The sequence below is a fragment of the Streptomyces sp. NPDC058464 genome (assembly GCF_042721035.1).
In the GTDB taxonomy this organism is placed as follows: domain Bacteria; phylum Actinomycetota; class Actinomycetes; order Streptomycetales; family Streptomycetaceae; genus Streptomyces.
The window spans coordinates 96,521-119,020 of sequence record NZ_JBHXMA010000008.1; the positions used below are offsets into that span (position 1 = coordinate 96,521).

General features: G+C 71.3%; 20 protein-coding genes and 1 riboswitch. Of the genes, 10 read left to right on the plus strand and 10 right to left on the minus strand.

Annotation, left to right across the window (positions count from 1 at the left end; translation table 11 throughout):
• Window positions 1–232 precede the first annotated feature (232 nt).
• The 3 genes from ACFWPQ_RS13455 (at window position 233) to ACFWPQ_RS13465 (ending at window position 4,149) form a co-directional block, all read left to right on the plus strand.
• A complete protein-coding gene (locus tag ACFWPQ_RS13455; RefSeq protein WP_384032829.1) occupies window positions 233–940 on the plus strand; it encodes a LuxR C-terminal-related transcriptional regulator in 708 nt (235 codons plus the stop codon).
• 202 nt (window positions 941–1,142) lie between these two features.
• Entirely contained in the window at window positions 1,143–3,071 is a 1,929-nt protein-coding gene (locus ACFWPQ_RS13460; protein WP_384032831.1) for a 2-oxoacid:acceptor oxidoreductase subunit alpha, read from the plus strand.
• Window positions 3,072–3,075: 4 nt separating this feature from the next.
• Window positions 3,076–4,149, plus strand: coding sequence for a 2-oxoacid:ferredoxin oxidoreductase subunit beta (locus tag ACFWPQ_RS13465; protein WP_384033205.1), 1,074 nt, complete (start codon window positions 3,076–3,078; stop codon window positions 4,147–4,149).
• Between the two features lie 40 nt (window positions 4,150–4,189).
• On the opposite strand, the gene ACFWPQ_RS13470 is transcribed toward ACFWPQ_RS13465, so the two are convergent.
• Entirely contained in the window at window positions 4,190–4,528 is a 339-nt protein-coding gene (locus tag ACFWPQ_RS13470) for a helix-turn-helix domain-containing protein (protein ID WP_361283349.1), read from the minus strand.
• 182 nt (window positions 4,529–4,710) lie between these two features.
• On the opposite strand from ACFWPQ_RS13470, the gene ACFWPQ_RS13475 reads away from it, so the two are divergent.
• The 3 genes from ACFWPQ_RS13475 (at window position 4,711) to ACFWPQ_RS13485 (ending at window position 7,174) form a co-directional block, all read left to right on the plus strand.
• Window positions 4,711–5,562, plus strand: coding sequence for an SDR family oxidoreductase (locus ACFWPQ_RS13475; RefSeq protein ID WP_384032833.1), 852 nt, complete (start codon window positions 4,711–4,713; stop codon window positions 5,560–5,562).
• A 150-nt stretch (window positions 5,563–5,712) separates the two neighbouring features.
• Complete coding sequence (gene rarD, locus ACFWPQ_RS13480; RefSeq protein WP_384032835.1) at window positions 5,713–6,678, plus strand: EamA family transporter RarD; 966 nt, start codon at window positions 5,713–5,715, stop codon at window positions 6,676–6,678.
• A 31-nt stretch (window positions 6,679–6,709) separates the two neighbouring features.
• Complete coding sequence (locus tag ACFWPQ_RS13485; protein ID WP_384032837.1) at window positions 6,710–7,174, plus strand: VOC family protein; 465 nt, start codon at window positions 6,710–6,712, stop codon at window positions 7,172–7,174.
• A 36-nt stretch (window positions 7,175–7,210) separates the two neighbouring features.
• On the opposite strand, the gene ACFWPQ_RS13490 is transcribed toward ACFWPQ_RS13485, so the two are convergent.
• The 6 genes from ACFWPQ_RS13490 to ACFWPQ_RS13515 all read right to left on the minus strand — a co-directional run bounded on the left by ACFWPQ_RS13490 (window position 7,211) and on the right by ACFWPQ_RS13515 (window position 14,238).
• Window positions 7,211–8,413 carry a tetratricopeptide repeat protein gene (locus ACFWPQ_RS13490; protein WP_384032839.1) on the minus strand — a complete coding sequence of 401 codons (1,203 nt, stop codon included), beginning with the start codon at window positions 8,411–8,413 and terminating at the stop codon, window positions 7,211–7,213.
• A gap of 201 nt (window positions 8,414–8,614) precedes the next feature.
• The gene (locus tag ACFWPQ_RS13495) at window positions 8,615–9,502 is read right to left on the minus strand and encodes an ABC transporter permease (RefSeq protein ID WP_384032841.1); all 888 of its coding nucleotides are present in this window, start codon (window positions 9,500–9,502) and stop codon (window positions 8,615–8,617) included.
• On the minus strand, window positions 9,489–10,544 hold the full coding sequence (locus tag ACFWPQ_RS13500; protein WP_384032843.1) for an ABC transporter ATP-binding protein: 1,056 nt from the start codon (window positions 10,542–10,544) through the stop codon (window positions 9,489–9,491). Before ACFWPQ_RS13500 ends, ACFWPQ_RS13495 begins: the two co-directional genes overlap by 14 nt.
• 58 nt (window positions 10,545–10,602) lie before the next feature.
• Window positions 10,603–11,856: an outer membrane lipoprotein carrier protein LolA gene (locus ACFWPQ_RS13505; protein ID WP_384032845.1), complete on the minus strand. Its 1,254-nt coding sequence runs from the start codon at window positions 11,854–11,856 to the stop codon at window positions 10,603–10,605.
• Between the two features lie 296 nt (window positions 11,857–12,152).
• Window positions 12,153–13,109: a CHRD domain-containing protein gene (locus tag ACFWPQ_RS13510; RefSeq protein WP_384032847.1), complete on the minus strand. Its 957-nt coding sequence runs from the start codon at window positions 13,107–13,109 to the stop codon at window positions 12,153–12,155.
• A 118-nt stretch (window positions 13,110–13,227) separates the two neighbouring features.
• Window positions 13,228–14,238 (minus strand): polyprenyl synthetase family protein, encoded by a 1,011-nt coding sequence (locus ACFWPQ_RS13515; protein WP_361282804.1) that lies wholly within the window; start codon window positions 14,236–14,238, stop codon window positions 13,228–13,230.
• A gap of 947 nt (window positions 14,239–15,185) precedes the next feature.
• A riboswitch (cyclic di-AMP (ydaO/yuaA leader) is annotated at window positions 15,186–15,382 on the plus strand.
• A 4-nt stretch (window positions 15,383–15,386) separates the two neighbouring features.
• On the opposite strand from ACFWPQ_RS13515, the gene ACFWPQ_RS13520 reads away from it, so the two are divergent.
• Entirely contained in the window at window positions 15,387–15,875 is a 489-nt protein-coding gene (locus ACFWPQ_RS13520; RefSeq protein ID WP_384032849.1) for a transglycosylase SLT domain-containing protein, read from the plus strand.
• 20 nt (window positions 15,876–15,895) lie between these two features.
• Here ACFWPQ_RS13520 and ACFWPQ_RS13525 read toward each other — a convergent pair whose 3' ends face one another.
• On the minus strand, window positions 15,896–16,702 hold the full coding sequence (locus ACFWPQ_RS13525) for an HAD family hydrolase (protein WP_384032852.1): 807 nt from the start codon (window positions 16,700–16,702) through the stop codon (window positions 15,896–15,898).
• A gap of 148 nt (window positions 16,703–16,850) precedes the next feature.
• Between ACFWPQ_RS13525 and ACFWPQ_RS13530 the strand changes: the two genes are divergently transcribed.
• Window positions 16,851–17,204, plus strand: a complete 354-nt coding sequence (locus ACFWPQ_RS13530; RefSeq protein ID WP_384032854.1) for a hypothetical protein — start codon at window positions 16,851–16,853, stop codon at window positions 17,202–17,204.
• A 17-nt stretch (window positions 17,205–17,221) separates the two neighbouring features.
• Here ACFWPQ_RS13530 and ACFWPQ_RS13535 read toward each other — a convergent pair whose 3' ends face one another.
• Together ACFWPQ_RS13535 and ACFWPQ_RS13540 are read right to left on the minus strand one after the other, a co-directional pair.
• Window positions 17,222–18,487 carry an FAD-dependent oxidoreductase gene (locus tag ACFWPQ_RS13535; RefSeq protein ID WP_384032856.1) on the minus strand — a complete coding sequence of 422 codons (1,266 nt, stop codon included), beginning with the start codon at window positions 18,485–18,487 and terminating at the stop codon, window positions 17,222–17,224.
• Window positions 18,488–18,513: 26 nt separating this feature from the next.
• Entirely contained in the window at window positions 18,514–19,758 is a 1,245-nt protein-coding gene (locus tag ACFWPQ_RS13540; RefSeq protein WP_384033208.1) for an ATP-grasp domain-containing protein, read from the minus strand.
• 277 nt (window positions 19,759–20,035) lie between these two features.
• Here ACFWPQ_RS13540 and fahA point away from each other — a divergent pair, with 277 nt between their 5' ends.
• On the plus strand, window positions 20,036–21,247 hold the full coding sequence (gene fahA / locus ACFWPQ_RS13545; RefSeq protein WP_384033210.1) for a fumarylacetoacetase: 1,212 nt from the start codon (window positions 20,036–20,038) through the stop codon (window positions 21,245–21,247).
• Between the two features lie 300 nt (window positions 21,248–21,547).
• On the plus strand, window positions 21,548–22,486 hold the full coding sequence (locus ACFWPQ_RS13550) for a M56 family metallopeptidase (RefSeq protein ID WP_384032858.1): 939 nt from the start codon (window positions 21,548–21,550) through the stop codon (window positions 22,484–22,486).
• Window positions 22,487–22,500: the final 14 nt, after the last annotated feature.

Genomic DNA, 22,500 nt, shown 5'->3' on the forward strand with positions numbered 1-22,500 from the left:
TCCTTCCAGGGGGTGGGCCCCCTTCTGCCGCCCGTTTCGGGGGCTGCCGCCCCCGGGCCCCCGCTTCGGCCTGTACGGCCTCGTCCTCAAACGCCGGACGGGCTGGAAGGCAACCTCACACGCCGGACGGGCCAGTGGGCGGCTGGGCGGCCTGATTTGGTTCGCCTCCTCTCCTTACCCGCACGCACTCCGATCCGAATGCTGGAATGCTGGACTTTCGGACAGGGCAGGCATGTACGCCGGACGGGGTGTGGGGGGCCGGGAGATCGTGGAGGACAGGGTGCGGGTGGTCATCGCCGAGGATTCCGTGCTGCTCAGGGAAGGGCTGACCCGGCTGTTGACCGACCGGGGGCACGACGTCGTCGCGGGGGTCGGGGACGCGGAGGCTCTGGTCAAGACCATCGCCGACTTGGATGCGCAGGACGCGCTGCCGGACGTCGTCGTCGCGGACGTGCGGATGCCGCCGACGCACACCGACGAGGGTGTGCGGGCCGCCGTACGGCTGCGGAAGGCGCATCCGGAGCTCGGGGTGCTGGTGCTGTCGCAGTACGTGGAGGAGCGCTACGCCACCGAACTGCTGGCCGGTTCCAGCCGGGGCGTGGGGTATCTGCTGAAGGACCGGGTCGCCGAGGTGCGGGAGTTCGTGGACGCCGTGGTGCGGGTCGCGGAGGGTGGTACGGCGCTCGATCCGGAGGTCGTCGCGCAGTTGCTCGGACGGAGCCGGAAGCAGGACGTGCTCGCGGGCCTCACCCCGCGCGAGCGGGAGGTGCTGGGGCTGATGGCCGAGGGGCGGACGAACTCGGCGATCGCGCGGCAGCTGGTCGTGAGCGACGGAGCCGTCGAGAAGCACGTCAGCAACATCTTCCTCAAACTCGGGCTCTCCCAGAGCGACGGTGACCACCGGCGCGTTCTGGCCGTTCTGACGTATCTGAACTCCTGACGGGCCGACGGCACCGTGTCGGCACCGGAAGGCGGCCAGGGGGAGGGAAAATCGTGACAAGTCAGGGCGACAGGTCGTCTCAGAACTCGGTCCAGCATGCGAGCGGGCACGGGAAGGCGACCCTAACCGACGTAGGGTTGATTACGGGATGGTCCGTGGGACGACCGCTCCCGGACAGCCGCCTCGAAGGAGGTCCAGTTCAGTGACCAGCCAGGTCAGCAGGACAACGGAACAGGCCGACGGAACCGTCGTAGGAGAGCAGCGCAAGCCGGGCGGCGTGAAGGCCGTTCGGCGCCTCGATCGGGTGATCATCCGGTTCGCGGGGGACTCGGGTGACGGTATGCAGCTCACCGGTGACCGGTTCACGTCGGAGACCGCGTCTTTCGGCAACGATCTGTCCACCCTGCCGAACTTCCCCGCCGAGATCCGGGCCCCCGCAGGCACTCTGCCGGGGGTTTCCTCGTTCCAGTTGCACTTCGCCGACCACGACATCCTCACCCCGGGCGACGCCCCGAACGTGCTGGTGGCCATGAACCCGGCCGCGCTGAAGGCGAACATCGGGGATCTGCCGCGCGGCGCGGAGATCATCGTCAACACGGACGAGTTCACCAAACGGGCGATGCAGAAGGTCGGCTACGACACCTCGCCCCTGGAGGACGGGTCGCTCGACGGCTACAGCCTCCATCCGGTGCCGCTGACCACGCTGACCGTGGAGGCACTGAAGGAATTCGACCTCAGCCGCAAGGAGGCCGAGCGCAGCAAGAACATGTTCGCGCTCGGCCTCCTGTCATGGATGTACCACCGGCCGACCGAGGGCACGGAGAGATTCCTCCAGCAGAAGTTCGCCAAGAAGCCCGAGGTCATGAAGGCGAACCTGGTGGCCTTCCGGGCGGGCTGGAACTTCGGCGAGACGACCGAGGACTTCGCCGTCTCGTACGAGATCGCTCCGGCGACGACGGCTTTCCCGGTGGGCACGTACCGGAACATCTCGGGGAACCTGGCGCTGGCCTACGGCCTGGTCGCGGCGTCGCGGCAGGCGGATCTGCCGCTGTTCCTCGGGTCGTATCCGATCACCCCGGCCTCGGACATCCTGCACGAGCTGTCCAAGCACAAGAACTTCGGTGTGCGGACCTTCCAGGCGGAGGACGAGATCGCCGGCATCGGCGCGGCGCTGGGGGCGGCGTTCGGCGGTTCGCTGGCGGTGACGACGACGTCCGGTCCGGGTGTCGCCCTGAAGGCGGAGACGGTCGGGCTCGCGGTCTCGCTGGAGCTGCCGCTGCTGGTGATCGACATCCAGCGGGGCGGGCCGTCCACCGGGCTGCCGACCAAGACCGAGCAGGCGGACCTGCTGCAGGCGATGTTCGGGCGTAACGGCGAGGCGCCGGTGCCGGTCATCGCCCCGCGGACCCCGGGCGACTGCTTCGACGCGGCGCTGGAGGCGGCCCGGATCGCGCTGACGTACCGGACCCCCGTGATGCTGCTCTCCGACGGCTACCTGGCCAACGGCAGCGAGCCCTGGCGGATCCCGGAGCCGGCGGAGCTGCCCGACCTGCGGGTGCAGTTCGCGAGCGGACCCAACCACACCCTCGACGACGGCACCGAGGTCTTCTGGCCGTACAAGCGTGACCCGCAGACCCTCGCCCGGCCGTGGGCGATCCCGGGCACGCCCGGTCTCGAGCACCGCATCGGCGGCATCGAGAAGCAGGACGGCACGGGCAACATCTCCTACGACCCCGCCAACCACGACTTCATGGTCCGCACCCGGCAGGCCAAGATCGACGGCATCGACGTCCCCGACATCGAGGTGGACGACCCGGACGGCGCCAGGACCCTGGTGCTGGGCTGGGGGTCGACGTACGGGCCGATCACGGCGGCGGTACGGCGGCTGCGCGCGGCCGGCGAGCCGATCGCGCAGGCGCACCTGCGGCACCTCAACCCGTTCCCGAGGAATCTCGGTGCGGTGCTCAAGGGCTACGACAAGGTGGTGATCCCCGAGATGAACCTCGGCCAGCTCGCCACCCTCATCCGGGCGAAGTACCTGGTGGACGCGCATTCGTACAACCAGGTCAACGGCATGCCGTTCAAGGCCGAACAGCTCGCCACGGCGCTCGAGGAGGCCATCCATGACTGACGCCATGACCGACGCCGGGACCGACGCCGCCGACGGACTGCTGCAGCTCGTCCCCAAGGCCGAGGCCAAGCAGTCCATGAAGGACTTCAAGTCGGACCAGGAGGTGCGCTGGTGCCCTGGCTGCGGTGACTACGCGATCCTGGCGGCCGTGCAGGGGTTCATGCCGGAGCTGGGGCTGGCGAAGGAGAACATCGTCTTCGTCTCGGGCATCGGCTGCTCGTCCCGCTTCCCGTACTACATGAACACGTACGGCATGCACTCCATCCACGGCCGCGCCCCCGCGATCGCGACCGGGCTCGCCACCAGTCGGCGGGACCTGTCGGTGTGGGTGGTGACCGGTGACGGCGACGCGCTCTCCATCGGCGGCAACCACCTGATCCACGCGCTGCGCCGGAACGTCAACCTGAAGATCCTCCTCTTCAACAACCGGATCTACGGGTTGACGAAGGGGCAGTACTCACCGACGTCCGAGGTCGGCAAGATCACCAAGTCGACGCCGATGGGCTCGCTGGACGCCCCGTTCAACCCGGTGTCGCTGGCGATCGGCGCGGAGGCGTCCTTCGTCGCGCGCACCATCGACTCCGACCGCAAGCACCTGACCGAGGTGCTGCGCGCGGCCGCCGCCCACCCGGGGACGGCCCTGATCGAGATCTACCAGAACTGCAACATCTTCAACGACGGCGCCTTCGACGCCCTCAAGGACAAGCAGTCGGCGGCGGAGGCGGTGATCCGCCTGGAGCACGGGAAGCCCATCCGCTTCGGTGCGGACGGCGCACGCGGTGTCGTACGGGACCGGCTCACGGGCGACCTGAAGGTGGTCGACGTGACCGCGGAGAACGAGTCCGAGGTCCTCGTCCACGACGCCCACTCCTCCTCCCCCACCACGGCGTTCGCGCTGTCCCGGCTGGCCGACCCCGACACCCTGCACCACACGCCCCTCGGCGTCTTCCGCTCGGTGGAACGGCCCGTGTACGACGTCCAGATGTCCGAGCAGCTGGACACCGCCGTCGAACGGCACGGCAAGGGCGACCTGGCGGCGCTGCTGGCCGGCGGGGACACCTGGACGGTCGTGGGCTGACCCCGGGAAGTCGCGGGCGGTGACGAGTGGGGCCCGGGCGTCAGGCGCGCTTCGCGTCGTCGTACGCGGTCCGGGCCCGCTCGACGTCCGCCATGCGCCGTTCGGTCCACAGCGCGAGGTCCCGCACCTGCTGGGCGGCCTCGCGGCCGAGGTCGGTGAGGGAGTAGTCGACGCGGGGCGGGATGACGGGCTTGGCGTCCCGGTGGACGAGGCCGTCGCGTTCCAGGGTCTGCAGGGTCTGGGTGAGCATCTTCTCGCTGACCCGGCCGATCGCGCGGCGCAGTTCACTGAAGCGGTGGGGGCGGTCGAGGAGCTGGATCAGCACCAGGACGCCCCAGCGGCTGGTGACGTGCTCCAGCACCAGGCGGTACGGGCACATCTCCACGCCGACGACGTACGTCCCGGCCTTCGGTGCGGCTTCGGCTTCTGCTCGGACTTCTGCTCGGACTTCGGAGGCGCTTACGGGCATGCCAGTACCTTACTTCAAAGTGGGTACTTTCTCAGGGTTAGCGCACCTCCTAGGGTTAGTGGCATCGGAACCCCACAAGGAGATCGCAGACCATGAGCATCGTTGTCACCGGAGCCACCGGACACCTGGGCCGCCACGTCGTGACGCAGCTGCTGGAGAAGGTCCCGGCCGAGCAGATCACCGCCGTCGTGCGTGACGAGGCCAAGGCCGCCGACTTCGCCGCCGCAGGCGTGCGGATCGCCGTCGCGGACTACAACGCCCCCGAGACCTTCGACGGCCTCTTCGCCGCCGGCGACAAGGTACTGCTGATTTCCGGCAACGAGTTCGACAAGGGCCGCCCCGCCCAGCACAAGGTCGTCATCGACGCCGCCAAGGCGGCCGGCGTGGCCCTGCTGGCGTACACCAGCGCCCCGGGCAGCCTGCACGCCTCGCTGGTGGACGACCACCGTGCCACCGAGGAGGTGCTGCTCGCCTCCGGCCTGCCGTACACCCTGCTGCGCAACGGCTGGTACCACGAGAACTACACCGAGAACCTCGCCCCGGTCCTCGCGCACGACGCCGTCGTCACGGCCGCCGGCGAGGGCCGGGTCTCCTCGGCCTCCCGCGCCGACTACGCGGCCGCCGCGGTCGCCGTGCTGACCGGCGAGGGCCACGAGAACCAGACGTACGAGCTGGGCGGCGACGTCGCCTGGAGCTTCGCCGAGTACGCGGCCGAGCTCTCGAAGCAGACCGGCAAGGAGATCGCCTACAACTCCGTGCCCGGCGAGGCGCTCCAGGGCATCCTCACCGGCGCGGGCGTGCCGGAGATGTTCGCCGCGATCCTGGTCGACGTCGACGCGTCGATCGCCAAGGGTGAGCTGGTCGTCGACTCGGGCGACCTCTCCCGCCTGGCCGGCCGCCCGACCTCCCCGATCTCCGAGGCGATCACCGCCGCGCTCAAGTAAAGCCCTCCGGTAATGCCCACCGGCAAAGCCCTCCGGAAGGCGGTGACCCCCGTCCGTCATGACCGTATGCCGATACGGCCATGACAGACGCGGGTGCTCGGCGCTACCTTCGTCCCGGTGTGCTGAAGAAACTGGGCGTGAGGAGGGTCGGTGGCCGACATATCGAAGGGTGAGCGGCGGACAGGACTGGTGAACGGCTTCGCGGCCTACGGGATGTGGGGGCTGGTCCCCCTCTTCTGGCCGCTGCTGAAGCCCGCCGGGTCGATGGAGATCCTGGCCCACCGGATGGTGTGGTCCCTCGTCTTCGTCGCCGCCGCACTCGTCTTCGTACGGCGCTGGGCCTGGGCCGGTGAGCTGCTGCGGCAGCCGCGCCGGCTGGCCCTGGTGACGGTCGCCGCCGCCGTGATCACCGTCAACTGGGGCGTCTACATCTGGGCCGTGAACGCCGGGCACGTCGTCGAGGCCTCGCTCGGCTACTTCATCAACCCCCTCGTCACCATCGCGATGGGCGTGCTGCTGCTGAAGGAACGGCTGCGGCCCGTGCAGTGGGCGGCGGTGGGCGTCGGTTTCGCCGCCGTCGTGGTGCTGACCGTGGGCTACGGGCAGCCGCCGTGGATCTCCCTCGTCCTCGCCTTCTCCTTCGCCACCTACGGGCTCGTCAAGAAGAAGGTCAACCTCGGCGGCATCGAGTCGCTCGCCGCGGAGACCGCCATCCAGTTCCTGCCCGCGCTCGGCTATCTGCTGTGGCTGGCAGGCCACGGCGAGTCCAGCTTCGTCGACGACGGCGCCGGGCACGCGGCCCTGCTGGCCTCCACCGGCATCGTCACCGCCGTCCCCCTGGTCTGCTTCGGCGCCGCGGCGATCCGCGTCCCGCTCTCCACGCTCGGCCTGCTGCAGTACCTGGCGCCGGTCTTCCAGTTCCTGCTCGGCATCCTCTACTTCCACGAGGCGATGCCCGCCGAGCGGTGGGCCGGTTTCGCCCTGGTCTGGCTCGCCCTCGCCCTGCTCACCTGGGACGCGCTGCGCGCCGCCCACCGGGGCGCACGGGCGCTCGCGGCGGCGCCCGTACCACGGCCGGCAGCCCCGGTCACCGAGACTCCCGCAAGCCAGGTGTGACTGTCAGAGCCGTCGGCTATAAGTGGGCGACATGACGCAGACGCCCGCACCCCTGCACTGGAAGCTCGTGGTCGACGCCCGCGACCCGCACGCGCAGGCCGACTTCTGGGCCGCCGCACTGCACTACGTGGCCGAGGACAACAGCGCGTTCGTGGAACGGCTGCTGGAACTGGGCGCGCTGCCGGGCGTGGCCACCCTGGAGTACCACGGCCGTGCCGCCTTCCGTGACCTGATCGCCGTACGGCACCCGGACGACCCGTACGACGAGGAACGCGGGACGGGGCTGGGGCGGCGGCTGCTGTTCCAGCGGGTGCCGGAGGCGAAGTCCGGCAAGAACCGGCTCCACATCGACCTGCACGCCGGGGACGGGAAGCGGGCGGACGAGGTGGCACGCCTGGAGGCGCTGGGCGCGACCGTGGTGCGGCACGTCTCCGAGCCCTCCGGCGCGTGGACCGTGATGGCCGACCCGGAGGGCAACGAGTTCTGCGTGCAGTGACGACGGTGCGGTGGCGGCAGCGGGTGACGACGGCGCTCAGGCGTTCTGGGCGGCCCGGCGGGCGCGTTCGGTGAGGCGGGCCATCCGGGCGCGGGCCGACTCCAGTTCCTCGATGTCGTCGGCCGCCGGGCCGTCCTCGGCGGTGAGCTGCGACCACAGGTCGATCAGCTCGCGGCCGAGACGCAGCCCGTGCTCGGGGTCGCGCACCGCGCGCCAGGCGGTCGCGGCGCTCCGCACGTTCCCGTACGCCGCCTCGCCGTCCCGCGCGTGCCGGCGCTGCCTGGCCAGGTCGAGGGAGAGCCGGAAGGCCCGCTCCGGGTCGCCCGCCAGGTAGGAGATGTACGCGGTCAGCTCGCCCAGGTGCAGCACCTCGGTGTGGCCGTCGCCGAGGACCGCGGCGGCCTCGGCCACGGTGCGCTCCGCGAGCTCGGCCGCCGCTTCGATACGGCCCGTCCGGACGGCCTCGTTGATCCGCGACACCGGCTCGGTGAGCAGCGCGGCCCCTTCCGCCGTCAGCGTCACGGGCTCGTCCCCGAGCACCTCCTCGGCGACCGCGTCGAACCCGCGGGCGGGGGTGGGTGTCGGGGTGAACCGGAGGTCGAGGTCCCGGTCGGCCGACGGCTCTTCGGGCACGAGGGCGATGACGGGGGCCTTCTCAGGGGCCGGGGGCGGGGCAGGGGCCGGAGCCGGGGCAAGGGCAGGGGCAGGGGCCGGGGTGCTCATCACGGGCGGCGGGCCGAAGACACCGGTGGGCGGCTGGACGGTGCCCGGCGCGGGCGCCAGGGGCGGGGCCGGCCGTACGGACGGAGCCGGCGGGGCGGCGGGCGGCTGCGGTACCGCCCGCAGGGGGAACGCCGGCGCCGCCTCCGACACGGGTTCCTTCGGCGCGATTTCCTGCCGCGCGGGTTCCTTCGGCGCGGCCTGTCCCGTCGGCTCGGTGGCCGGTGCGGCCAGCCGTACCGGGTCGCCGGTGAAGCTGCTGGAGCCGTCCAGGTCCACCTGGAGGGGGACGACGTAGCCGATGCGGGTGTCGTGGACGGTGGCGAGGATCGGGCGGCCGGCGGCGCGGGCGAGGCGCTGGAGGTGGTTGAGGACCGCCTGCTGGGGTTCCTCACCGGGGCCCGTGAGCAGCGGTACACCGTCCACGGACGCGGTCGCGCCGGCCACCCGGACGTCGACCGGTACCAGGTGCCCCTCGTGCTGGACTTCCCGCTTCTCCTCGCGGCTGAGTCGGGACATCGGCCCTCATTCCCCCGGCGTCACCGTCCGGTCGTGCGTCCGGTCGTACTCGTGCGTACGGTCCAGTCTCGCCGCTCGGCACGGCTCCCACGTCACCGCGACGTCACAGCCTCGCACCAGGAAGGGACGCCCGGCGGGGATCGGCGGATCCGGACCGTACGGACGTACGAACGGGCGCGAGCGGACGTACCCCCGCCCGGGCTAGGCGGTGACGTCCCTCGTCGTGAACCGCGCCCAGGCCGCCGATCCGAACACCGCCGTGTACAGGGCCTGCAGCTCCAGGTTCTTGGCCAGGTCGTCCCAGTAGACGGGGTCGCGCATCAGGTCGGCGAAGGACAGCCAGTAGTGGGAGAAGAAGTACGGCTGGAGCGCGTGCAGCTGGGGGATCTGGTCGAGGATCTGGACCGTGATGAGCAGCCCCACGGTCGTCGCCATCGCCGCGATGCCGCTGTTGGTGAGGGTGGACACGAACAGGCCGAGCGCGGCGATGCCGGCCAGGGACAGGGCGACCACCAGGGCGATCAGCAGGGCGCGGCCGAGGCCGTCGGCGAAGGATATCCGGGTGCCGGAGATCGTCGTGAGGTCGCCGAGCGGGAAGAGGAGCGCGCCGACGGCGAGCGCGGAGGCGGCCACCACCAGGGTGGCGACCAGGCAGAAGGCCATCGTCGTCGCGTACTTGGCGAGCAGGAGGCGGGTGCGGCCCGCCGGGGCGACCAGCAGATAGCGCAGGGTGCCCGCGTCGGCCTCGCCCGCGACCGCGTCCCCGGCCACCACTCCGACGGCCATGGGAAGGAAGAACGGAAGGGTCGCCGCCAGCGCCGTGAACACCAGGAACAGCCCGTTGTTGGTGACCTGGGCGATGAAGGCCGGGCCCTCGCCGCCGCCGCGGCCGACCTGCCCGCCGCCCCGCGTCTCGATCCTGACGGAGACACCGACGAGAATCGGCACCGCCGCCAGCACGCCGAGCAGCGCGAGGGTGCGCCAGCGCCGGAACGTGGTGACGAGTTCGCTGCGCAGCAGACCGAGGCTCCACAGCGGGTTCGGCCGCACGGCCGCTGTCTCGACGACGGCCAGGTCAGCCTGCGACATCGAAGCCCTCTCCGGTCAGTGCCACGAACGCGTCCTCCAGCGAGGCCCGTTCCAGGGTGAAACCGCGCACCCGGACGCCCGCCGTGACGAGCGCCGCGTTCACCTCGGCGAGGTCGCGCTCGGGCGGCTCGCCGGTCACCCGGTCCTCGGCCACGACGACGTCCGCGACGCCCTGTTCCTTGAGCACCCGGGCCGCCTCCCCGGGGTCCGGGGTGGTCACCACGAGCCGGCCGCGGGCCCCGGCCACCAGGTCGGCCACCGCGCCCTGGGCGATCAGCCGGCCCTGCGCCATCACGGCCGCGTGGGTGCAGACCTGCTCGATCTCGTCCAGCAGGTGGGAGGAGAGGAACACGGTCGTGCCGTCCCCGGCCAGCTCCCGGACCAGGGCGCGGATCTCCCGCATGCCCTGCGGGTCGAGGCCGTTGGTCGGCTCGTCCAGGACCAGCAGCCTGCGGGGCTGGAGCAGCGCGGCGGCCAGGCCCAGGCGCTGTTTCATGCCGAGGGAGTAGGCCTTCGCCTTCTTCGCCGCGGCGGCCGCGAGGCCCACCCTCTCCAGCGCGGTCTCGACGCGGGCGCGCCGGGTGCGGGGGTCGGCGGCCGGGTCGGCGGCGTCGTACCGGAGCAGGTTGTCGCGGCCGGAGAGGAAGCCGTACAGCGCCGGGCCCTCGATGAGGGCGCCGACCTGGGGCAGTACGACACGGGAGGCGCGCGGCATCGGGTGGCCGAGGACGCGGGCCGTGCCCGAGGTGGGCGCGATCAGGCCCATCAGCATGCGGATGGTGGTGGTCTTGCCGGAGCCGTTCGGGCCGAGGAAGCCGAAGACGCTGCCCGCGGGGACGGTCAGGTCGAGACCGTCCACGGCGAGCTGCCCGCCGCGGTAGCGCTTGGTGAGGCCGCGGGTGTCGATGACACCCGCTCCCACCGGGGCGCGGCCTCCGGGGTTCCCGAGATCTCCCCGGTCCGCCCGGTCCGCCCGGACTCCCGAGGCCTCCGGGGCCTCCCGGTCGTCCGGCTCCTGTTCCGTGGCGGGCGGTCGGTCCATCGGCTCCCTCGATTCGTCGTGCGGCAAAGGCTACTCACCGCACCTGTGCCGACCCGGACTAGCCCGCGTTCGCCGCCTTCAACAGCGCCGCCTTGTCCACGGCGCCGACGTACACCTTGCCGTCGTCCGTGATCAGGGCGTTGATGAGCCGGGTGGAGAAGACGGTGCCCTTGCCGAACTTGCCGGAGACGGGGTCGCCGAGCGAGCCGAGGAAGCCGCTCAGGTCGCCGCCGCCGGAGGCGGAGCCGGTGGGCAGTCCGCCCTTGCTGCCGGTGTCGAGGACGGCTATGGAGTTCCAGCCCTTGCCGAGGACGTCGAAGCCGGACTTGTCGAGGTCCTTGGCGGAGCCGCCGCCGGGTACCTCGGAGGCCTTGCCGCCCTTGTCCCACCCGTCGGTCCCGCTGTCCTTGCCTGCCTTGTCGCCCTCGGTGACCTTGGCGCCCTTGGGCGGGGTGAAGTCGAAGGTGGAGGCGGCCGGCTTCGCGAAGCTGACCTGGGTGTAGCCGGCGTCGACCACGGCCGCGCCGCCGCTCGACGGGGTGAGCGTGAACTTCAGCGGTGTACCGGTCTTGGCGTCCACCGCGATGCTGATCGCGCCGACCGTCGTACCGGACTGCTTGGGCTTGATGACCAGGCGGTAGGCGTCGCGGCCGGCCACCTGGGCGGTGCCGTCGACCGTCACCGACGTGGTGTCGTCGACCGACTTGAGGACCTCGTCGGCGAAGTCCTTGGGCGTGGCCGGGGTTTCGTGCTGCTCGGCCTTGCCGGAGTCGGCGGCGGTGGAGTGGTAGACCTCGTTGGACTTGCTGTCGTAGCCCCACACGTCCGTGCCGTTGTGGATGAGGCTGTACTCGGCGCCGCTCTCCAGCACCGACACCTTCTGCTTCTCGGGGCCGTCGGCGGCCACCCGCAGGGTGTGCGTGCCGGAGGCCAGCTCGGTGAGCTTGCTCGTCGGGTCGGCCGACGAGCCGTCGCCGCTGCCCTGCGTCGCGCCGGACAGCAGGCTGCTCTCCAGACCGCCGAGGTCGGGCAGGCCGAGGTCGGTGCTGATCTTGACGGTGCCGGACAGCTGCTGCACGTCCGACTTGGCGATCTTGTCTATGAGCTCCTGCGCGGTGATCTTCGGCAGGTCGGGGTCGCCGGAGTCGGCAAGTGCCGGGACCAGGCCGATCGTGGCCGCGGCCACGCCCACCACCGCGACCGGGACGACGTAGCGTGCGGCCTTGCGCCGCCGCTCGGCGCGCAACTCGGCGCGCAGCTCGTCCTCGGCCTGCGCGGCCCCCGTGCTGTCGTCGGATTCGTACGGTGCCATGTGTGCCCTACCTCCGTCGTCGGCGGCGGCCGTCCTCGCACGTGTCCCACCCTGAGCCGCCATTCTCACCCGAATCGGTGAGTGGTGGTGATTTCCGTGGTTTCCATCTCACCAAATCGGGGGCGGAGAAGCGTCAGACCACGGAGCCAACTCCGTGTACACCTGCGGTATGACACAGGGGTGGAGGCGCCTTCCCCGACCCGTAGGGGTCGTGCGGCGAAGGCGCCTCCTGTCACGGTCCGCGTCCGGTCACTTCACGGGCCGTGTCCGCTGCTGGGACCGTTGTACGTGTCCGCTCAGTGCTGCACGAACACGTAGTCCGCCGAGTAGGGGACACCGACGACGGCACCCGGGGTGCAGGAGCCGGCCGGGGCGACGCCGCCCACGGTGTTGAGGCGCAGGATCTCGCCGGTGTGGGCGAGCAGCCCGTGCTTCTTGCCGGACCGGGTGGTCTTGAGGTCCAGCTCCGGAATGTTGCCGGTGCCGTTCGCCGTCTTGGTCAGGACGGCTCCGGTGACCGCGCTGCCGTCGGGTGCGACCCACTGCGGGGTCCCGGAGTTCGGCGCGACGAAGGAGTGGCGGATGCCCCCGCCGAGCTTGGCGCTGACGTCCCGCTGGGCGAAGGCGTAGCCGCCGCCGTCGGCGGGCTTGCACTGGTAGATCTGCTTGCCGGTGACGACGGAGGCCTGGAAGCCGCCGGCCCGGAGGTCGGAGACGGTGGTGACGGCGTGCAGCTGGCCACGGAGGGCTCCGCCGGGGAACTCCGCGGTGTGCAGGTTGGCGTAGAAGGCTCCGGGGTCCGTGGTGAGCTGCTTGAGCAGGGCCTTGTCGGTGACCTTGACGCTGCCGGTGACACTGTGGGCCTTGGCCTTCTTCAGCAGCTTCCCGAAGTCGATCTTGACGCCGCCGTTGGTGCCCTTGGCGCCCTGGTGGATGTGCAGGTCGGTGGGCTCGGCGGTGCCGCGCCAGGTCACGGCGACGGTCACCTTGTCCCCCTTGACCTGGATGAACTCCAGCGCGGCGCCGTCCTTGTCCCCGACGGCGGGCCCACCGGCGACGGGCACCTCGTTGGCACCGCGCAGACTGGCGGCGAGGACGACGGAGGCGGCGGAGCCGTGGCTGGTGGTGGAGCTTTGGCTGGTGGCGGAGCTTTGGCTGGTGGCGGCGGATGCCGGGACGGCGGCACCGCCGAGAGCGGTGACGGTGATGGCTGCGGCGACGAGGCTCTTGCGGCGCGTTGCGTCGATGACCATGATTCCGTTTTCTCCCCCTGTGTCAGCCGACGCCCCCTGCGTCGGCTTCTGGGGAGGAGTACGGAACCCGTCCTGGATTGGACTCAGTCCAATTGTGTGACCTGGGTCACGCAACGGATCATCCGGCTCGGTGCACCACCGCGTCGCACAGCTCCACCAGCGCGGCCTTCGGGTCGCACTCCGGCAGCGGAGCCAGCGCGGCCCGCGCCTCCTCCGCGTACCGGACCGCGTCCCGGCGGGCCAGCTCCAGCGCCGGATGCGCACGCAGCGCCGCCAGGGCCTCGGCATGCCGTGCGTCGTCCGTGAGGTCGGAGTCCAGCAGCTCGCACAGGGCGACGTCCTCGGCCAGCCCCGACCGGGCGGCCAGCTCCCGCAGCCGCAGCACCGGAAGCGTGGGCACGCCCTCGCGGAGGTCGGTCCCCGGGGTCTTCCCGGACTCGTGGGAGTCGGAGGCGATGTCCAGGACGTCGTCGGCGAGCTGGAAGGCGACTCCGAGCCGTTCGCCGTACTGGGTGAGGACGTCGACGACCGTCTCGTCGGCACCGGACAGCATCGCGCCGAAGCGGCAGGAGACGGCGACCAGCGAGCCGGTCTTGCCGCTGAGCACGTCGAGGTAGTGGTCGACCGGGTCACGGCCGTCCGACGGGCCGGCCGTCTCCAGGATCTGACCGGTCACCAGCCGTTCGAACGCGAGGGCCTGGACCCGGACCGCCTCGGGGCCGAGGTCGGCGAGGATCTGGGAGGCGCGGGCGAAGAGGAAGTCGCCGGTGAGGACGGCGAGCGAGTTGCCCCAGCGGGTGTTGGCGCTGTCGACACCGCGCCGTACGGCCGCCTCGTCCATGACGTCGTCGTGGTACAGCGTGGCCAGATGGGTGAGCTCGACGACGACGGCCGACGGCACCACACCGGGCGCGTACGGGTCGCCGAACTGCGCGGCGAGCATCACCAGCAGCGGGCGGAACCGCTTGCCTCCGGCCCGTACGAGGTGCTGCGCGGCCTCCGTGATGAACGGGACCTCGCTCTTGGTGGCTTCTAGCAAGCCTTCCTCGACAGCCGTCAATCCGGCCTGGACATCGGCTTCCAGAGCCTGGTCCCGCACGCTCAGCCCGAACGGCCCGACGACGGTCACGAGGGGTCTCCTGTCTGCTGGTGTCTACTGGCGATTACGCGGTTTGTCGATAGGTCGCTGCCCTCACTCAAGTCAGCGTATCCGGTCGGGTTTCGATCACCGATAGCGCCCACGGTTACACCCCGGGCGCTATCGGATCACGACCGTTATGTTTTTGATCAGCCGATATGACCTGACATCCACTGACTTAACAGGAAGTGCGGGCACTTGTCCCGAACCGGGATACATGCCGTGTCCCTCGCCGGCGGCAGACCTTCCACCCGAGCGCCGCCCGGAAACGGTCCCGGCTCCCCCGACCGACGTCACCTGCCCGGGCGCACCCCACCCGTAACCCGCCGGTTCCGCCGACCCCGCCGGGGACACCCGGCGCCCGAACGGCGGCACCTCCTGCACACCCGTGCACCCTTCCTTCGCGAGACCACGCACGGCGACCTCCGCATCCCTCGAGCCACATTCCTTCACGCGCGCACCCAACTTCCCACCCCGGGCGGGTCAGTGGCACGCACACGCACCCGGAGCCGCCGAGGTTGACGGAGAGCACGCCGGAGAAGTACCTGATCCGACAATTCGGACTACTCATCGAAATCTCCGCATTAGCCCCCACTCCACCACCCCCAGGCCGGGCAATCCGCGCGAATGGAAGCGTGGCGCCTTTCCGTCGAACCAGGAAAAAGGCGGATTTCAGGAATCCCTGATGCCCGATTTGCCGCTATTGCTCTTTCGTGAAGTAGGTCACGCGGACCCGGGTGGCGCAAGGCCCGCCACAACCCTCCTTTCCCTTCCCCTGCAGGCCAGTTGAGGGTTGGCAAACGCAAAGGATCAAGTACCCCATACGCCTCAGTAAAAGGTCAATCGGTGTGTTGTGCGCATCAGGTACTTGTTCCTGACATGTGCCCTCGCATACGTTCCCGCTCGCCGGGCGGACGCCGAATCCTGCCGCCGCCCGTCGTAACCCATCGACGAGTTCATTCGCACGGCAGGAGCGGGGAACCCAGGTAAGTCGCCGGACCGGGCGGCCGACGTCAGCGGACAGACGTCGTTCCGGAACGGCTAGGGGTGAAATCGCATCGCCTTCGGGCGGTGCGGCCGGGCACTCCCCGGGCCCGAACCCGACAGCTCACCTCGCAGGCGACGGAGAGGAAAACGCCATGTCTGCTGCCGCCCAGCACCGCACTCCCCGCCGTAACCGCATCATCCGCACGCTCGTCGTCGCCGGCACCGGCGCCGCCGTCCTCGCCCTCCCGCTCATCGGGGCGACCGCCGCCTCCGCCGCCGGGTCCTCCACCACGACGGCCTCGACCACCCTCGCCGGGTACCCGAACAACCTCGACGGCTGGATCCGCGAGTCGCTCGCGATCATGCGGGAGAAGCGCATCCCGGGCACCTACAACGGCATCTACCGCAACATAATGCGGGAGTCCTCCGGCAACCCGCGGGCCATCAACCTCTGGGACTCCAACGCGGCCAAGGGCATCCCGTCCAAGGGCCTGCTCCAGGTCATCGACCCGACATTCAAGACCTACCACGTGGACGGCACGTCGTTCGACATCTACGACCCGGTCGCGAACATCACCGCCGCCTGCAACTACGCCGCCGCGCGGTACGGCTCGATGGACAACGTCCACGGCGCGTACTGAGCCGACCGACGTACCGCGCGTCAGTCGAAGAGTCTTTCGAGGACGGCGGCGATGCCGTCGTCCTCGTTCGACGCGGTGATCTCGTCGGCCAGCGCCTTGAGTTCGGGGTGCGCGTTGGCCATCGCCACCCCGTGGGCCGCCCACTCGAACATCGGGATGTCGTTGGGCATGTCCCCGAAGGCGATGGCCTGTCCGGGGCTCAGCCCCAGATGGCCGGCGGCCAGCGCGAGCCCGGTCGCCTTGGTCACCCCGCAGGGCTGGAGTTCGACGGTCCCCGGCCCCGACATCGTGACCGTCGCCAGCGAACCGACCACCGAGCGGGCGGTCGCCGCCAGTTCGTCGTCGGACAGGGTGTGGTGGCGCAGCAGCACCTTGCTGATGGGCGCGCACCACAGGTCGTCACGGCGGGCGACGCGCAGCGCGGGCAGCGTGGGGTGGGGCATCAGATAGCCCGGCTCGATGAGCGTGAGCCCGTCCACGCCGTCCTGGTCGACCGCCGCGTACACCTGGCCGACCTCGGCCTCGATCTTGCCGAGCGCGGTCTCCGCCAGTTCCCGGTCCAGGGTGACCGACCACAGCAGCCGGTCCGCGCCGGCGTCGTACACCTGCGCGCCCTGCCCGCAGACCGCGAGTCCCGTGCAGCCGAGGTCGTCGAGGAGCGGGCGCACTCTCGGCGCGGGGCGGCCGGTCACCACGAGGTGCCGGGCACCCGCCCGGCCGGCCCGCGCGAGCGCGGCGAGCGACCGTTCCGAGAGGGTGTCGTCGTCGCGCAGCAGCGTGCCGTCCAGGTCGGTGGCGATCAGTGAGTACGGGGAGGGTGCGACCATGATCAGAGAATACGGACAGCACGCCCCTGGGACTCACTGCTCGTTTCGGCCTCAAGTGGCGCCCGCCGCCTCCGTGATGGGGCCGCCGTCGGAGGCGGGCGTTACGTTTTCGGTGAGCCGGTCGCACTGATCCGACGGGGTGCTGGTGGTGACGGACGGGCGGGTGGACGACGACGACCGCGGACCATATGTGGCGATCGGCGACAACACGGAGAGCCGGTACGAGGCCGAAAGACGCCCCGAGGACCCGGTCGGAGGGGCACTGTGCGCCGAGGAGGTCCGGCGGCTCGGACTCTGGTTCGACGGGGACGGCGACGCCGCCGAACTGGACGCGGCGCGCGAGCTGTTGGGGCGGCGTTTCGGCGACGCGTGCGTGCGGCCGGCGCGCATGTCCGGCGGGCGCGGGCGTCAGGCTCGGCGCGGGCGTCCGCTGGCGCGCATGTCCGGCGGGCGCGCACGTTCGTCCGGCCCGGGGTCCGCGCCGGCCCTCGGGGTCGGGTGACGGTCCGGCCCGGGGTGTCAGGCGTGGGCCGCCGCCAGGTGGCCGGCCAGGCGCGGTGAGGCGAACTCCGTGCCGCACACGAACCGCATGACCGGGCCGTAGGACGCCGCCGCCGGGAGCCCTGTGAAGTAGAGGCCGGGCACGGAGGAGACGTATCCGGCGCCGAGTCTCGGGGCACCGCGGCTGACCGCGACGCGGGTGCGCAGACCGGGGCCGAGGAAGTCCATCGCGGCGATGTCCACGTGGTAGCCGGTGGCGGCTATGACGTGGTCGGCGGTGAGGCGCTCGGTGCCGCCTTCGTGGGTGCGGACGGTGAGGACCGGGGCGCCGTCCGAGGTGTCGGCGCCGGTCACGGCGGCGACCTCGCGAACCTGGACCTTGCCCTCGAAGCGGTCGCGCAGCCACCAGGCGCCGAGCGGGCCGAGCACCCGGCGGACCAGGTAGTGGCGGGCCTGTGCCGGGAGGTGGCGGTAGGGGTGCGGGTAGTAGCTGAGCGCCCACAGGGACCAGGCCCGGCCGAACGGCGACTCGGGGCGCAGCCTCGGCTGCTGCCAGGGCGGGGCGCCGAAGGCGACCCTGCCGCGTCCTCGTGAGACCACCCGTACCTGGGCGCCCGCCTCGGCGGCGAGGGCCGCCGTCTCCAGCGCGGACTGCCCGGCACCGACGACGATCAGCTCCTTGCCGGAGAAGCGGGTCAGGTCGTGGTGCTGGGAGCTGTGCGAGACCGGCCCCGCGGGTCCGTCCGCTCCCGCCCCTGCGAGTTCGGCGGGCAGGCGGGCGAGCCCGGACAGGCCGGTGGCGACGACGACCGCGCGGGCCGTGAACGACTCCCCCGAGTCCAGCTTCAGTTCGAAGCCGGCCGAGCCTTCGGCCTTGCGTTCGATCTTGCGTTCGGCCTTGTTTTCGGCCTTGTTTTCGGACTTGCTATCGGCCTTGTGCCGGTCCACGGAGACCACCCGTACCCGCTCCAGCTCGGGCACCAGTTTCCGCTGGAACCACTCGCCGTAGCCGATGAAGGTCTCCACCGGGATGACGTCCTCGTCCGTGACCAGCCGGCGGATGCCCGCCGCGTCGCAGTAGTCGGCGAGGGTGTGCCCGCGCTGCGGGCAGTCCAGGCTGGAGGCGGCCGGGGTGGACTTCAGGATCATCCCGGCCGGCATGTGGTCGCGCCAGCTGACCATGGGATCCCCGAAGACCCGGACGGGGATGCCGCGCGCCCGCAGATGGGCGGCGGTGGACAGGCCGAAGGGCCCGGCACCTAAGACTGCTACCGGTTCGATCACGAAGTCCCTCCCCAGGAACGTGGTGCCTACTTCGTGGCGGCGCTGGAGCCGCGGCGGTTGGTGCGCCACAGCTGATAGAGGTGCTTCGCGCCCGGACGCACGAAGCGGGCGAGCATCGTGACGAACGGCAGCGGGTCGTCACCCGCCAGCCAGGCCAGCTCGGTCCCGCTCGGCCGCTTCGGTGCGTGCGGCGTCGTGTAGCCGCTGCGGCGGTAGGCGAGGAGGGCGGGCAGGTCGATGTTCTCCACGACGTACCGGTGGCCGGCGCGCTGTTCCCCCTCCGGAACGCGGCGCCCGGTCAGGTCCAGGTGCATGGCGCGGACGACGTCCACCCCCGACTCGCTCTCGAAGAGCCGGAACTGGGCGCCCATGCGCGGGTTGAAGTCGAGCAGCTTGTACTGCCCGTCGCGCCGGTCGAAGCGCAGGTCGAGATCGATGATGCCGGTGAAGCCGATCTGCTTGATGAAACGCGCGGCGAGGTCGGCGAGTTCCGGGTTGTCGACGACGTAGGCGTTCGCGGTCATGCCGGCGTGCGGCGGCCAGGAGCGGACCTTGACGCCGGTGAACAGGGCGCGCGGATTGGAGTCGGCGTCGAAGTAGGCGTGCACGATCCAGTCCTCCGCCTCCTCCCTCGGGAGGTACTCCTGGAGGATGACACCCGGATGGGTGCCCCAGTCACGGGCGAGGGTGAGCAGTCCCTCCCGGGTGGCGATCCGCGTCGTTCCGTTGACGGCGGGCCGGCTGCGCCGCACGAACGCCTCGCGGTTCTTGGCCACGATCGGGAAGCGGGCCTTCTCCGCGAAGTCGACGATCTCCTCGTACGAGTCCGGGAAGGACGCCGCCGGGCTCGGGATGCCGTGTTCCACGCACAGTTCGTGCAGGCCCTGCTTGCTCGCCAGCCGGCGGGGCAGCTCCGGTTCGACACGCGGGAAGAGGAAGCGGTCGCCGAGCGCGTCCTGGTGCTCGGCGATCAGGACGGCGGCCTCCTCGTCGGTGGGGATCAGCACCGTCGGACGGCCGATGCGGCGGCCGATGCGCAGCAGTCCCTCGACGAGATGGTCCGGTTCCTCGGCACCGGTCGTCGGCCACACGAACGCCCGTCTGAGATAACGGGACGAGGCCGCCGGCGTGTACGCGTCCTCCGTGATCGCGTACATGGGAACGCCCAGGCGGCCCAGACTGCGAATGGCGCCGACCCCGCCGTGATGCAGCGGATAGTCGCCGAACTTGACGATCAGGCCCGGCACGTCGCGGTCCGCCTCGAACGGCACGCTGACGGCATTCCTGGCCACGGGTCCCCCCACGTGTCCCCCTCTACGGACCGGATCCACCCCGTCCGTGTCCCCCAAAGGACGCTAAGCCGGAATTGCCCCCTCCGACAAGGGCTATTAGGACATTGCGAACTCTTTAGACACTGCCACGACAGTCAACTCACCCGTAACGTGTGGCGCGACCACATGGAACGCCGCGCAACGCCATAGTGACGTCGCCACATGGCCGTCCCCCGCGCGGCACGGATGAGAGCGAGGCAGTCACCCCATGCCCCCCTTGCCCCCCTTCGAGGTCCCCGAGGGTGACCCCTTCGGCTCGCACAACCTTCCGTATGGCGTGTTCTCGACCTCCGGGAGCACGGAACGGAGGGTCGGCGTCCGCCTCGGCGACCACGTCCTCGACGCCGGCGCGGCGGCCCTCGCGCTCGGCTCCCCGTACGCCTCCCTGCTCGCCCGCCCGACCCTCAACCCGCTGCTGGCCGCGGGCCGCACCGCCTGGTCGGACGTACGGCGTGCCCTGACCGCCTGGGTGACCGTGCCCGCGCACCGCGAGACACTCGCCCCCCTTCTGCACCCGCTGCCCGAGGTGACCCTGCACCTTCCTTTCGAGGTCGCCGACTACGTCGACTTCTACGCCTCCGAGAACCACGCCCGGAACGCCGGCCGCATCTTCCGCCCCGACGCCGCCGAACCGCTCACCGCCAACTGGAAGCACCTGCCGATCGGTTACCACGGCCGCGCGGGCACGGTCGTGGTGTCCGGGACGGACGTCGTACGGCCCTCGGGACAGCGGAAGGCGCCGTCGGACCCGGCACCGGTCTTCGGTCCGTCGGCACGGCTGGACATCGAGGCCGAGGTCGGCTTCGTCGTCGGCACGCCGTCGGTGCAGGGCAGGCCGGTGGCGCTGGGCGACTTCAGGGAGCACGTGTTCGGCCTGTGCCTGCTGAACGACTGGTCGGCGCGGGACATCCAGGCCTGGGAGTACGTCCCCCTCGGCCCGTTCCTCGGCAAGTCGTTCGCCACCTCGGTATCGGCGTGGATCACCCCGCTGGACGCCCTGGAGGAGGCGCGGGTCGCCCCGCCGCGGCGGACGCACCCGCTGCTGCCGTACCTCGACGACGCCGCGGAGGAGCCCGCCGGCTACGACCTGCGGATCTCGATCGCGATCAACGGGCACACGGTGTCCGAGCCGCCGTTCTCCACCATGTACTGGACCGCCGCCCAGCAACTCGCCCACCTGACGGTCAACGGCGCCTCCCTGCGCACCGGCGACCTGTACGGCTCCGGCACGGTGAGCGGTGCCGAGCCCGGGGAGCGCGGGTCGCTGCTGGAGCTGACGTGGAACGGTCAGGATCCGCTCGAACTCCCGGACGGGAAGCGGACGTACCTGGAGGACGGCGACGTGGTGACGCTGTCGGGATGGGCTCCCGGGCCGGGCGGCAGCCGGGTCGGGCTCGGCGAGGTCAGGGGGCGGATCGTGACGGGGTGACGAGGTGACGGAGCCGGCCGGGCGGCCGGGCAGGCGGCGCGGGAGCAGGGACGGCCCGCGAGCGGCCGGGACGGGAAGCGGGGCGCCCGGATCGTCGCCGACACCTGACTCGGGGCACCCGGCACCGTCATACTGACGGGACACGCACCATGCGATGCGCCCGCACGCGCTCCATGCGAGGTGTCGGCGCACGCGTCCGGTGATGCGTGCGCCGACGCGCGAGCCATGTCACGCGACGGCGTATCACCCCGCACCACCCGGCACCCGCGCCCATCTCCGATCAGGAAACGGAGCCCCGGCATGACCGTCTGCCTGCTCCTGCTGACCGTCGTCGCCCTGGCGGCCGCCGTACCCGCGCCGCGCGCCCTGGTGCGGTCCCTGTGGCCGGAGCGGGAACCGGTGGTCGCGCTGTGGGTGTGGCAGTGCCTGGTCGCCACCGTCCTGATGTGCTGTCTCGCCGCGCTGACCCTGGGCGCGGCGGCCGTCTTCCACACCGTGCGCGACCGGGTGTTCGCGCCGGCGCCACCGGCGGTCACCGCCGCCTACGACCTCTCCGTCGCACCCCTGTGGGCGGTCGTCCTCACGGCGCTGTTGGCGTGCGGGGCCGCGTGGACCACGGCGATGCTCGCCCGCGAACTGGTCGAGGCCCGGCGGCGCCGCGACCTGACCCGCGCACACCTGCGCGAGCGGGCACCCGAACTGCCGGCGGGGCTGCCCGCGGCACGCGGCCCGATGCTGGTGCTGGAGGACGAGTACCCGGACGCCTGGTGGATGCCGGGCCATCCACCGCAGCTGGTGGTGACGACGGGGGCGCTGCACCGCCTCACCGACCACCAGCTCGACGCCGTGCTCACCCATGAACGGGGCCACGCCCGCGCCCACCACGACTGGCTGCTCCACCTGTCCAGCGCCCTGGCCACGGGCTTTCCGCGAGTGCCGCTCTTCTCCCACTTCTGCGACCAGACCCACCGGCTGGTCGAACTCGCCGCGGACGACACAGCGTCCCGCCGCTGCGGCCACCTCACCACCGCGCTGGCCCTGATCGAGCTGAACCAGCACCGCGGGGTCCTGTCCTGCGCGTCGAGCCGCCGGCTGCTGGGCGAGCGGGTCGACCGCCTGCTGGAACCGCCACCGCGGCTGCTGCGCCGCCAGCGGGCCCTGACCACGACGGTGGCCGCCCTGGTCCCCCTGGTGCCGCTCCTGATCGCGTTCGCACCGGGGCTGACCGCGCTCGGATAGGAGCTCGGCCGGGA